General features: G+C 39.2%; 11 protein-coding genes and 1 pseudogene. 6 read left to right on the forward strand and 6 right to left on the reverse strand.

The window, feature by feature from the left end:
• Positions 1 to 873 precede the first annotated feature (873 nt).
• Together mobC and AC1IR0_RS15395 are read left to right on the forward strand one after the other, a co-directional pair.
• Positions 874 to 1,395, forward strand: a complete 522-nt coding sequence (mobC, locus tag AC1IR0_RS15390; protein WP_026444468.1) for a plasmid mobilization relaxosome protein MobC — start codon at positions 874 to 876, stop codon at positions 1,393 to 1,395.
• A gap of 3 nt (positions 1,396 to 1,398) precedes the next feature.
• A complete protein-coding gene (locus AC1IR0_RS15395; RefSeq protein WP_101235088.1) occupies positions 1,399 to 3,909 on the forward strand; it encodes a relaxase/mobilization nuclease domain-containing protein in 2,511 nt (836 codons plus the stop codon).
• 17 nt (positions 3,910 to 3,926) lie between these two features.
• Here the strand turns inward: AC1IR0_RS15395 and AC1IR0_RS15400 are convergent, their stop codons facing one another.
• Positions 3,927 to 4,277 (reverse strand): hypothetical protein, encoded by a 351-nt coding sequence (locus AC1IR0_RS15400; RefSeq protein WP_000556949.1) that lies wholly within the window; start codon positions 4,275 to 4,277, stop codon positions 3,927 to 3,929.
• A gap of 563 nt (positions 4,278 to 4,840) precedes the next feature.
• Between AC1IR0_RS15400 and AC1IR0_RS15405 the strand changes: the two genes are divergently transcribed.
• The 3 genes from AC1IR0_RS15405 (at position 4,841) to AC1IR0_RS15415 (ending at position 6,528) form a co-directional block, all read left to right on the forward strand.
• Positions 4,841 to 5,185: a helix-turn-helix transcriptional regulator gene (locus AC1IR0_RS15405; protein WP_005102094.1), complete on the forward strand. Its 345-nt coding sequence runs from the start codon at positions 4,841 to 4,843 to the stop codon at positions 5,183 to 5,185.
• Positions 5,186 to 5,357: 172 nt separating this feature from the next.
• Positions 5,358 to 6,041 carry a metallophosphoesterase gene (locus AC1IR0_RS15410; RefSeq protein WP_101235089.1) on the forward strand — a complete coding sequence of 228 codons (684 nt, stop codon included), beginning with the start codon at positions 5,358 to 5,360 and terminating at the stop codon, positions 6,039 to 6,041.
• Positions 6,042 to 6,198: 157 nt separating this feature from the next.
• Complete coding sequence (locus AC1IR0_RS15415; RefSeq protein ID WP_025466485.1) at positions 6,199 to 6,528, forward strand: four-helix bundle copper-binding protein; 330 nt, start codon at positions 6,199 to 6,201, stop codon at positions 6,526 to 6,528.
• A gap of 134 nt (positions 6,529 to 6,662) precedes the next feature.
• Here the strand turns inward: AC1IR0_RS15415 and AC1IR0_RS15420 are convergent, their stop codons facing one another.
• The 4 genes from AC1IR0_RS15420 to AC1IR0_RS15435 form a co-directional block, all read right to left on the reverse strand.
• Positions 6,663 to 7,367, reverse strand: a complete 705-nt coding sequence (locus AC1IR0_RS15420; RefSeq protein ID WP_001067793.1) for an IS6-like element IS1007 family transposase — start codon at positions 7,365 to 7,367, stop codon at positions 6,663 to 6,665.
• Between the two features lie 484 nt (positions 7,368 to 7,851).
• Positions 7,852 to 8,841 carry a copper resistance protein B gene (locus tag AC1IR0_RS15425; protein WP_026444482.1) on the reverse strand — a complete coding sequence of 330 codons (990 nt, stop codon included), beginning with the start codon at positions 8,839 to 8,841 and terminating at the stop codon, positions 7,852 to 7,854.
• The gene (locus tag AC1IR0_RS15430; protein ID WP_076755023.1) at positions 8,828 to 10,570 is read right to left on the reverse strand and encodes a multicopper oxidase domain-containing protein; all 1,743 of its coding nucleotides are present in this window, start codon (positions 10,568 to 10,570) and stop codon (positions 8,828 to 8,830) included. The genes AC1IR0_RS15425 and AC1IR0_RS15430 overlap by 14 nt, the downstream gene beginning before the upstream one ends.
• Before the next feature lie 48 nt (positions 10,571 to 10,618).
• A complete protein-coding gene (locus tag AC1IR0_RS15435) occupies positions 10,619 to 11,014 on the reverse strand; it encodes a hypothetical protein (RefSeq protein WP_005093388.1) in 396 nt (131 codons plus the stop codon).
• 284 nt (positions 11,015 to 11,298) lie between these two features.
• Here AC1IR0_RS15435 and AC1IR0_RS15440 point away from each other — a divergent pair.
• A pseudogene (locus tag AC1IR0_RS15440) lies at positions 11,299 to 11,646 on the forward strand (helix-turn-helix domain-containing protein); the annotation flags it as partial.
• 52 nt (positions 11,647 to 11,698) lie between these two features.
• Here the strand turns inward: AC1IR0_RS15440 and AC1IR0_RS15445 are convergent.
• On the reverse strand, positions 11,699 to 12,352 hold a 654-nt coding region (locus AC1IR0_RS15445; protein ID WP_479741547.1), incomplete at its 5' end, for an IS6-like element IS1006 family transposase.

The following is a 12,352-nucleotide window of genomic DNA, read 5'->3' on the forward strand; positions in this document are numbered from 1 at the left end:
ATAAAAAGCGTGTACACAGTGCACTGGGTTATGTATCGCCTTTTGAGTTTGAAGCAATGTACTATGATAAGATTAACCCGTTAGGTCAGGTGGCCTAACTTAAATAAAAAAGTCTCCGACAAACCCGGTACGGTTCAATTAATAGAATTTATGTATTAATTTCATAAGACAGAATAATAAATTTAAAAAATTGTGATGCACTTCACATACTGTCCGTTTCTAACAAAAAACCGTCCGTTTCTAACAAAAACAAAAGTGTTACATCCCCAAATTAAAACGTTACATGTCACGAGTTAAACCTGAAATTTGAAAGATAGATGTGTGTTATTTTTCTTCATTGTTAATTATTAATTAATTGATATTTATCTAAAATATTATTTTATTTAGCAGGGGAAACAAATTCATTGAAAATAAGAATACGATGCTGAAAACGATATAAATTTGATGAATAACTCAAAAATAAATAAAAAAACAAACCTCAACACATTTTTTAAAGAAATCTGCATAATTTCAAGCCAATTTCAAATTTTTTAAGATTTTTTAGATATAAATCTATATCAATGAACATTAATTCGAGATTGAACGCTGATTTACAACTCGTTTCCGTTTGAGAAATAAAGTAACTCTTTCAAAAAAATAGATGATTTCGTTCAAAAAAACCCGAAATTCGACGGATGGGATTTGAATTTTTTAATTCCTTTATGCTTGGGATTCAGGAGGGGAAATTGTTCTTAAAAAGAGCAGTTTATTAAGCAAGCCTACCTGTAGCTACAAAAATAAAGTTCTACGAACTTCACTTTTGGTACGCAACAGGGCTTGTTAGGGGCGACCCCCTAAGACCCCATAAATCACCAATCCGAACAGGATAGATAAATGAAAAGGACCAAACGTGAAATCACGAAGCGACTTCGTTTTAATGCTGAACAGGGGGCGCAGTTAGATAGTTTTCTTCAGGAACATGGAATTGGATTTACCAAGCTGATTCATATCCTTATTCAGCGCGAGTTATGTCGATGTTGGCCACTTGTTCACCAGACCAGTGAAGAACAAGCCCTTAGTGAACCTTCTAAGCTGTGGCAGTCCGTACCACTCAAAAAAAGATCCTTAAAAAATACAGTGGGTCGCCCGATACCCAGTGCCGACCCTCAACTCTTACTGGAACTTGGCCGAATCGGAAACAATATCAACCAGATTGCACGTTCACTGAACTTCTTATGTCTTCAACAAACTGAAGACATTCAGAAGTTTTCCTTTGTCGATTGCGTAGATGTTTTGGTCACGATTCAGTCTGATTTACATCTATATCTTCCTGTGCTCCCAAAATATTTTGTTTCTGATCAGCTTGCGAAAAACAGAAAAGCAGAAGCAATTCAACGGGTAATGGAGGATCGATAGATTATGCTCATCAAATTTTTAAAGTCAGGCACAGGCGATCCAAAGCTGGCAGCAGCCTATGTAACAGGTGAGCAGGATCATCAAGGTGACCGACGAGCAGGAGTAAAAATCCTGAGAGGAGATCCTGCTACCTTTGCGATCATTGCTGAAAGTATCAAGTTTCAATACTGCTACACCTCTGCAGTGATTGCCTGGTCGCCCGAAGACCATGTATCGGATGCACAGCTTGAAGAAGTTCTGGATCTGTTTGAGGAACATGCTTTTGCCGGATTGAGTCCAGAACAATATCACATGACAGCTGTAATGCATGCTGAGGACGATGGCTCACGCCATCTACATATACTGGTCCCTCGAATTGAACTGAATTCAGGAAAATCATTAAACATTGCTCCACCAGGACATCATCATTACTTTGACCCACTGCGTGATTTTTTAAACCATAAATATGGTTGGGCAAGACCCGATGACCCTACACGTATAAAGAGCATAAAACTTAAAAATCATCATGAGATGCAAAACGCAGCTGCAATTAAAGCCGGTATGCAGCATCTGCCCAAAAAGACCCGTCTGGAGTTAATTCACCAATATGTAGAACAACGCATTGTCTATGGAATCATCAATAACCGAGATGATTTGCTCAAGAGTCTGTCTGAACTTGGTGAGTTAAGTCGAAAACATGATCACTACATTTCACTTAAGACCAGTTATGGAACAGACCGTTTAAAAGGGAAGTTTTATCATGCAGAGTTTTCATTCGATGCTTACCGAAAAAATCGAGCAGGACCGGAAGCAGCACGAGCAGTATTGCCTGGACATCCGGCAGGACTTGCAGCACCTTCAGCAGAACTCACAGAATGCCTTAAGCGACTTGAACAAGTTCGAAGAAAACGTTTTACGTATCACCAAAAATATTATCGAACCGGAATTCCTGAGACTGGAGACTCTCTCGAACCACTATCAGGATTATCGGCAGCGCCTGGAGCAACAGTTAAAGCAAAGCTTGGCGGAAACCCAGACTATCGATCTGGAATTGATGTTGTACAACATCAAAACCGACACCCAGTTTCAGGACATTCTGAAGCTACATCAGCGCCAACAGAAAATCTTGCAAAATCTACAGATCGATTTGAGCAGGAACAGGGAATTACTCGACCAGATACAGCAGAGCAGCGAGCAAGAGCAACAGAACAGCAGTGCACTACGCAACGACCTTCTCAACATGATGCCATTGCTGAAACAAATACAGCAGCAATGCCGCAACAACAGCTCTCAAGCGAAATCAGCAGAACAGTTAAGCCATCAGCTTGGAGATGGAATCAGTTTGATACAGCAGCTCCATCAGCAATGCAAAAAAATACTGTGGTGTCTTGGGATATTCGGCACATTCAGCATGCTGTCACTGCTCAGGGATTTTATCTAAATATCGGAGTGCAACATGATAGAAACATTGTTACAAACCCAAAAAAACCAGTTAATTCTCCAGCTAAAGGGCATGATTCAAGCTTTGGAACACAAAACGGAAGTGCTTCAGGAGGAAGCCCGGCATCACCAGCAGGTCTTCGAAGCCCAGAAAGCATACATCGACGAACTCATGAAGTCACAAAAGCTTCAGAACGACTATCAGGAGCTTATGCGCAAAGAAAACATTCTTATGATGAAGAAACTGAACGATATGAAGCAGAAACTAATCGAGAGAGACAAGATCCTCAGGCGCTATCAAGACGAAATCAAGAAAGAGATATCTTACAAAGAACTAATCGATTCTTTAACAGCATTTGGGGGCGAATTAGAGCTACGTTTAAAACTGTTATTGACCAGCTCACACCTTCGCCCACTGATACAGGAAGAACTCCAGAGCAGTTTAAGACCGTATCTAAACGCCTTGAGACAGTTGGAATCGATCGACTGGTCAACCTTGCAAGACGAAGAGCTGAACACCGAAAACTTATTGAGCATGTTAGAAGAGTTAAAGCAGAAATAGAGGCCAGTAACCAACCAAAAAATGATCCTCTTGTGATAAAAACTATCAGTGCCGAATTGAAGAAAATGAAAATACGATATATAGATTTATATTTGGATGACGCGTATATATATGCAAATAAGGCTGAAGGCTGCTTTCATGACTTATGTGATCCAAACATCGCACCCGAAAGTAAAAAAATGGATATGGAGGGATACATCCACTTTATAGAAGAATGTTTAAATGAGTTCAGGGTGCAGTTGCCTCGGATGAATACCGGGGAAACTGAGGGATTTGAGAACCTGATGACAGTCGTTGAATTGCATATTAAAGAACTCAATACCACTAACCTAAAGATAGGGCCAACAATTGACTTAAACGAGGCACAGCAGTATCTGGGAGATATGGTTCAGGATGTTCGAGCAAAATTGGCCCAAAGGCTAACCGAGCTATCCGAAGATTCACATCTAGATCATCAAAATGATGCAGTACTTTCACAAAGAGAATCCGAGCCAACTCGGTCGAGTAGCTCGGATTATGATGCCTACTTTTAAAGAGGCACCCCCGACGATCAGTAAACAGTCTTAGGGAACTTATGACGACGTGGGGTGGACTGAGTCCGTTTTACCCAATCTTCTGGATATTCTTGACTGTAAGAATCATAGTAATGACCTGACCAATATTCCTGATTGTCTTCATCTTGGCATTCGTGAACTTGAGAAAAGTTGTAGGTGCTCTGTTGAGCTACAGCATGTTGCTGAAGTATCTTTTCAGCTGTTTTTTCCGCCTGATCTAAAGCCATGAAAATATCGAGCAAGGCTTGGCGCTGTTGATGGTTCAGAACTTTAGCACCTTCGATAATCAGCTGTTTAGCGAGGTTTTTTGGCATGCATGGGTTTGCATCATTGAATTTAGTATGCATAGCAGTTTCCTAGATAAGAGTTTAACTATCTCCATCACTTCTCACGGTAATGGAGGCAACTTAACAGGGGTGAGAATACTGAATCTAGGATCAGCCAGCACGAAGCTGCCCTGCTAAGCTACCATAAGAACTGCTTAACAGTAGGCAAAAAAATAGCCGCAAGTGCGACATTTAATTGCACCTAGATTTTATCAGGTTCTCACGCCTGAGCACAGATTTTGCTGTGTTGAAATAAGGTTATCCAGTAAAGAGCAGTGCGTCAAGGTCCTGATCAGTAATTCTTATAAAAACTGAAAAATAAATAATCAAAGAATGTCAGGAGCTCAATTTATTTTATTATAAAAAAGAGAGGTTCAGTATGAGCCAATGGAGAAGATAAAAATGGCATGCTCCTCATTCTCAGTGTGTATCATAAAGAATCAATATAGTATTAGGTACAGATATTTGCACATAACTGGCAATTAAAACAGGATATGTGCAATATTAGGACTTAATGACTTTAAGATTGACCAGATTTTTCTATGCCATAAGGTCATAAAATATCTAAATGTGAGTGATGAATAATGATGTATTCTGAAAATGACAGTCCAGTATATATTGCATCAGTGTTGGGAGAGCGCTTAAAACGCATTCGATTAAATCGAGATATGACACAAGCTGAAGTTGCGAGTAAAGCATGGATCAGTCGAAGAACGGTGTTAAATGCTGAGAAAGGTAATGCGAAACTCTCGGATTTAATTGCAATTCTAGCTGCATTAAACATGATTAATAATTTCAATGTTTTAATACCTGAAGAGTCATTTTCACCTATACAGTTGCTTAAACTAAAAGGCAAAGTTCGCAAAAGAGCATCAGGTAATAACAAGCCACCTGTACTGCAACTGGCAAAACCAAAGTCAGATTGGTGACACACATTTCTGATACGGGACTTATTTAGTATTGAGATCATGTCTGAATGGGCTGACCAAAAGTAAAAATTCGTCTGGGGCTATTTTTGCGATCAAGGTTGGTTGAAGGTCTGTGGTTAGTTAAAATATTATTCATGCATAATGCTATTAATCAGTAGGATGATGCTCCCTCATGACAAATCATATCCAGATTATAGATGGATCATCTTTCAAATCGATCTTCGTAGTAGGCGACTTGCATGGTTCTTATCACTTGCTGATGAGCCATCTCAACGCTATCGATTTTGACTTTGATAAAGATTTGTTGATATGCACGGGTGACCTGGTTGATAAAGGCAAAGAAAATTTAGAATGTTTTTCATTGATTAAAAAACCATGGTTTCGAACCGTTCGTGGCAATCACGAAGAAATGTGTATTAAAAGTCTATTTGATTCAAAGCTTAGACATTTACATGAAAGAAATGGTGGTGAGTGGTTCTATCAGTTGTCATCACATCAGCAGCATAAAATTATCAAAAGCTTTGAAGATTTACCAATCGTTATCGAGCTTGAACTTCTAGATAAACGAATAGGAGTAGTTCATGCAGATATTGATATTCATGAATGGGGCGCTTTTAAAGCAGATATCATGCAAGGTGATTACAGGATTTCAGGAATGGTTTCAGCTTACACAAATGCACTATGGGGGCGTGGAAGAGTAAAGAACTATTCAGATAATTATGATGTTGTAGAGAACATAGATGCTATCTATTTGGGACATACGATCGTCAAGGAAATGACCCGGTTAGATAATTGCTATTACATTGATGTGGGTTCATCCTTTACTCAAAAGCTTTGTATAACAAAAATTAAGTGAATATTCAGTTTAAGCGTTTACACAGTTTTATTTACACTCTCCTAAAACCATTTAACAAAATCTATGACTATTTTACTTTCCCTTACCTAATCGTCCTAGTGTATATCTTTTTTTTTGATTAGCTTATTCCTAAATCAAGTGACTTTAGGTAAGTATGATGAACGATATCCAATTTTCAGATTGCGCAAAGGCATGTATGAGCTGTTCCCTTACCTGTGCCAGTTGTGCAAATGCCTGTCTAAAAGAAGAAAATCTGGAGATGATGCGAGAATGTATTCAGCGTTGTCTAGATTGTGCAGATATTTGTCAGCTCTGTGCTCGTATGCAGCAAAATGAATCTCCTTTTATGAAAGAAATTTGTGAGCTTTGTGCCAAGGCTTGTGAATACTGTGCAGATGAATGTAGCCAACATGAGCATCAACACTGCCAGCAATGTGCTGATGCTTGCCGTGAATGTGCCGTCGAATGTCGAAAAATGGTTGTCTGATAAATAAAAGAATTAGTTGAGTTTAGGATTTACTCAATGAATAGCCAACGTGTTAGTTGTTAGTGGGTCAAACCACTAACAACGGCACTGTTGCAAATAGGGATCTGAGTCGATGATTTTCCCTTCAAAAAAGCTTAGAGACCGAAAACTCTATTTACTAGCCAAACTTCTCCTAGAATATTACCGTTATAAAATAATGAAGCTTGTCCTTTGCGTAGAGCACGCATAACCTCAATTCCTTTAATTGTGGCATAAGCCGTTTTCATAGACTTGAATCCCAACGTAGCCTTGATGATCCGTTTGAGCTTGCCATGATCACATTCAATCACGTTATTCTTGTATTTAATCTGTCGATGGTCCAGGTCTTCAGGACACTTTCCTTCCTGTTTTAGTCGCGACAAAGCACGGCCATAGGTATGAGCCTTATCAGTGTTTATGACTCGTGGAATCTGCCATTTTTTGACATGATTCAAAATCTTACCAAGAAAACAATAAGCTGAATGGGTATTTCGTCTAGCAGAAAGATAGAAATCAAGAGTATGGCCACGTTGGTCAACTGCACGGTATAGATATGCCCATTTGCCATTCACTTTTACGTAAGTTTCATCCAGATGCCATAAATGTCGATCTGTAGGATTACGCCAATACCAACGTAAACGTTTTTCCATTTCTGGAGCATAACGCTGAACCCAGCGATAAATTGTGGTGTGATCAACATTCACTCCACGTTCAGCGAGCATTTCCTGAAGTTCACGATAGCTGATGCCATATTTACAATACCAACGAACAGCCCAAAGAATGATTTCACCTTGAAAGTGCCGACCGTGGAAGGGATTCATCTGCTGTATCTCGAAATAAATAAGATATTTAGCTTATCATGTCAGCCTATTTGCAACAGTGCCGAAAAATTCCAGTATGCCGCATAGCCGCAAAGGGCCGGAATTGACGTAAGCAAATGCGTACAAGATCGGATAAAAACCGTCCCCTTTTTATCCGCAGAAATTGGGGATATTTTCTTACCGGAGAAGGCTGACAACATTGAAGAAAGTTTTAATTTGATTAAGAAACAATCAATTTTATTGGCGGAATATATCAAAACAGTTTAAAAAAAAGCCGACTTGTTTCCAAGTCAGCTTTTCGACATCGTCGAGCATTATCACTATAACACAAGTATCTGATTTTTATATATTTAAAATATACGTTTCGTATAAGCTCTATTATGTTAAATGGGAGGGAGGGAGCAAAATAAGTTAACATTTTGCTTCCGGCCACATTAAGCTAGAGTTTTATTTAAATAAAGCTATTTAGTAATCATTAAATTAATTAAAATCTAAATCTAACACCAGCTCCATATAACCAACCTTTCTCAGAGTTTGATTCTATTTGCCACGACGTTTCATCATTACCTTTTGAATACTCATAGGCAATGTCGATATACGGCATGATCTTTTTACTGATTTCATAGCGAGTTTCAAGCCCTGCGGTTGCACTGCTTAAACCAGTTTTTTTCGCATATTTAGAGTCATCACTAAAGATCGCATCCAACTCTAAATAAGTTTGAATAATCAACTTTTGCGTAATCAGAAAATCACGTTCCGTTTCTAGACTAAAACCCGCATAACTGTCTTCTCCTGCATAGAGATAAGCATCAGTTTCAAAGAAATATGGTGCCATACCATGTAAGCCAATCACTGCATCAACATTTTCTTCGGTGTCTTTGCGATGATCATCGAGTTCAACTTTTTCACTGCGATAACGTGCACCAATCTGTGCATCCCAAAAGTCTGAAATCATACGGCTATATAAAAGTTTGGCATCATAATGTGCATCATGCGATTCTTCTTTATCGGCATGAACTTTAATAAAAACCTTATTTTCATCTGTGCCAATACGGGTTTCAAACTCTGACTTTAAACCGCCTGTGCCATCTTCATTGACAAACCACTTATTATCCACCGTCGTAATCGCATAAATTTGCGCACCGTGTTCTGAGCGATGATCATAATGCGAACTCTGCTGAGTATTCGCATCTGGTACATGATGTAAATGATTAACCGTAGATGTTGCCTGATGTTGTACATGATTCATCTGACCATGGTTCATTTTCCCCATCATCTGCATGTGTTGTGCATGCTCTTGTGCAGAATGTTGTGAATGATTCATCTCAGACATGGCTTGATGATTCATTGATGGCATATTTTTCCCATTATTCTGAGTCGTTGAATGATGCCCTTCGTGCGCCACACTTAAGGTCGTTAAACTCAATACCGCAACAGAAAAAATCGCTTTCAATACAAAATTAGTGATGTGCATGTTCAGCTCCTTTTTGCTCAGTTACTTGTTGAGTTTGAGTCGAATTTGTACCTTGAATTGGCATTGTAGATACTTGTTCATCGCTAACATTCGCCACGATTAACTTGTTCATCATCCCCGCACTCATGTGATACAACAAATGACAATGGATTGCCCATTCACCCAATTCATCCGCAGTTAATAAAGCCGTAACTGTTTTACCCGGTGGTACGATCAATGTGTGTTTATTTGGCATATCTACCGACTCTTGACCATTCTCCAACTGCATAAACATACCGTGTAAATGCATCGGGTGCGCCATCATACTGTCATTAATAAATTTGATACGGATACGCTCGCCATATTTCACTTTTAACGGCTCAGCATCACTAAATTTTTTACCGTTAATGGTCCAAATATAACGTTCCATAGTACCGCCCAAACGCACGACCAATTCACTGCTGGCTTCACGAGTATCTTTTTGCGGCTCTAATGATTTTAAATCGCTATATTGCAAGGCTTTATTACCTGCAGGTGTAGAGGCATTTGCCCAACCATAAACCACTTGATCATTTTTTTGCGGTTTTACTGCGCTATGCTGTGAATGATCCGTGCCTTTCATATCGCCATGGTTCATTTTCGAATGATCCATTCCTGAATGATCACCACCACCATGTCCCATATCTTCCATAGTCAAAAGCGAGCGTGGACGTGGCTGAGGCATATGAATGCCGTGTGTCACAGGATTTAGTTCATTGTGTAGCGTACCAATCGCATAACCTGAACGGTCAATTGACTCAGCTTCAATTTGATAATGTCCACCTTTTGGCTCCACAATCACATCATAAGTTTCAGCCGTACCAATACGGAATTCATCTACAGAAATGGGTTTCACAGGCTGACCATCAGCACTAACCACAGTCATTTTCAAGTTAGGAATACGGACATCGTAGAAAGACATCGCAGATGCATTCACAAAACGTAGGCGAATTTTTTCATTCGGTTTAAACATTCCTGTCCAATTTTGTTCAGGTGTTTTGCCATTAATGAGGAAGGTATAACCTGTAACATCCGACATGTCGGTTTTTAGCATACGCATCTGATTCCACATTTTGCGGTCAGACCATGTCGCTTTTATGCCATCACGTTTAACCTGCTTCCAAACATCACCCAAGGTTTCACGCTGATCTTGATAATATTCAGCTGAAATTTTAAGATCTTTCTGAATTTGATCACTGGTTTTTTCATGAAAATCTGACAACATCACCACATAGTCACGTTCAGCTTTTTCATGTGCTGCCAATGGTGTTTTACCTTTTGGATAAATCACAAAAGAACCATATAAGCCGTCTTGTTCCTGTCCTTTAGAATGAGCGTGATACCAATAAGTCCCGCTTTGGCGAATCTTGAATTTATAAACATACTCGCTTTGAGGCTTAATACCGTTAAAACCATTAAATCCTGGTACACCATCCATAATGCCCGGCAACAACAGTCCGTGCCAATGAATAGAAGAATCTTGGTTTTTTAAATTATTTTTCACGCGAATGATGGCTTCATCACCCTCTTCAAACTCAAGCAAAGGCGCAGGAAATTGACCATTTACGGTAATGCGCTTTACAGGCTTTCCAGTTGGGCTGACCACTGCTTCATCAATAACAAGCTGATATTCACGCACTTCGGCAAAAACCAAAGGCGACGATGCAAAACAAATACCTGCTAATAGGTACGAACTAATTTTATGAGACATAACTTAACCTTAATTTTTGAAAAATAAATAAATTTTAAAAAAAATTGGTTAAGTTTTAGGAGGACGTGAAATTTCTTGCCAATACCCATTTAGATATTGGTTGAGGTAATAAAAATTAGGCTGATCTATAGAATAGAAGGTATCTAGGGGATCTAGCGAGCTTTGCAAAGAATGAAGACATGAGATCTGTGTCTGGCAGGATAAGCTAGAACATTCCTGACACTTTTTGTGATCTATATTCTGATTAATAGCTAAATGATTATGGCAATCGGTATTCGTCTGTACTTCGTGATTAATAGCTAAATGATTATGGCAATCGGTATTCGTCTGTACTTCGTGATTAATACCATGTTGAGTGACTTGCTGTGCTTGATCTAAACAATGATCTTGGCTCATTTCAGTTTGCATATTGATATGCATTATCTTTACTGATGCAACAGACACACTACTCCATCCTATGGCAAAAACCATAAGAAAACAAAACCAAAGTTTTTTGGAGAGATGAGTCAACACGAATGCTATCTAGGAATAGAATTTAATCCAATATATCTTAACGGAATTTCAACTATTTACAACTCAATATAATTTAGTAGTTTCTCTAAAATTAACATAATACACCTTATACGAAACGTGTTTGTTAGAACCCATTTAAAGTGTCTATATTCTCACCAATAAAAATGTCTGGTTTATGATGGTTTTTATCACCATGGACTGGATATAAAATATAGATGCTGATCACTATGTCTGACAAAGAAATTCAACGTCTTGCAGTTCTGCAAGACGTTCGAGATCATCGTATTACCCAAGTCCGTGCTGCTGAAATCCTGAATCTTTCCACCCGTCAAATTACCCGGTTATTGCAGAAGCTCAATCAAGATGGTGTTTCAGGCATGACGCATGCCAGTCGTGGTCAACCGGGTCATCGTCGCCATGACGTTCTGTTAAAATCAGAATGTCTTTCCATTATTTCTGAACATCTGCTGGGCTTTGGACCTACCTTGGCGCATGAGAAGCTCAGCAGCATGTTTGACCTGAATATCCCGGTAGAAACGGTTCGGCGCTGGATGACTGCAAATGGCACTGTTGCAAATAGAGATTTGAGTCGATGATGTTCCCTTTAAAAAGTACTTAGAGACCGAAAACCCTGTTGATTAGACATACTTCACCCTGAGGCTGACCATAATAAAATGACGATGCTTGTCCTTTACGTAGTGCACGCATGACTTCAATACCTTTAATTGTGGCATAAGCCATCTTCATAGATTTGAATCCTAATGTGGCCCTGATGATCCGCTTTAGCTTGCCATGATCACATTCAATCACGTTATTTTTATACTTAATCTGCCTGTGCTCAAGGTCTGGTGGACATTTACCTTCCCGTTTTAACCGTGATAAAGCACGTCCATATGTGGGTGCTTTATCCGTGTTGATCACTTGTGGAATTTGCCACTTCTTCACATTATTTAAAATTTTTCCAAGAAAACAATATGCTGATTTGGTATTACGTCTAGAAGAAAGATAAAAATCAATGGTATCGCCACGTTGATCGACTGCACGATACAGATAAGACCATCGTCCATTCACTTTTACATAGGTTTCATCAATATGCCACGAGCTCAGATCTGTAGGATTACGCCAATACCAGCGTAAACGTTTTTCTATTTCAGGAGCATAACGTTGAACCCAACGGTAAATAGTCGTGTGATCAACATTCACACCCCGTTCGGCCAGCATTTCCTGCAGTTCACGATAGCTAATGCCATATTTACAATACCAGCGCAC

The sequence above is a fragment of the Acinetobacter sp. 129952 genome (assembly GCF_056642055.1).

Coding starts and splice junctions, on each gene's coding strand:
- mobC (WP_026444468.1), top strand. CDS start 874: ATGAAAAGGACCAAACGTGAAATCACGAAGCGACTTCGTTTTAATGCT.
- AC1IR0_RS15395 (WP_101235088.1), top strand. CDS start 1,399: ATGCTCATCAAATTTTTAAAGTCAGGCACAGGCGATCCAAAGCTGGCA.
- AC1IR0_RS15400 (WP_000556949.1), bottom strand. CDS start 4,277: ATGCATACTAAATTCAATGATGCAAACCCATGCATGCCAAAAAACCTC.
- AC1IR0_RS15405 (WP_005102094.1), top strand. CDS start 4,841: ATGATGTATTCTGAAAATGACAGTCCAGTATATATTGCATCAGTGTTG.
- AC1IR0_RS15410 (WP_101235089.1), top strand. CDS start 5,358: ATGACAAATCATATCCAGATTATAGATGGATCATCTTTCAAATCGATC.
- AC1IR0_RS15415 (WP_025466485.1), top strand. CDS start 6,199: ATGAACGATATCCAATTTTCAGATTGCGCAAAGGCATGTATGAGCTGT.
- AC1IR0_RS15420 (WP_001067793.1), bottom strand. CDS start 7,367: ATGAATCCCTTCCACGGTCGGCACTTTCAAGGTGAAATCATTCTTTGG.
- AC1IR0_RS15425 (WP_026444482.1), bottom strand. CDS start 8,841: ATGCACATCACTAATTTTGTATTGAAAGCGATTTTTTCTGTTGCGGTA.
- AC1IR0_RS15430 (WP_076755023.1), bottom strand. CDS start 10,570: ATGTCTCATAAAATTAGTTCGTACCTATTAGCAGGTATTTGTTTTGCA.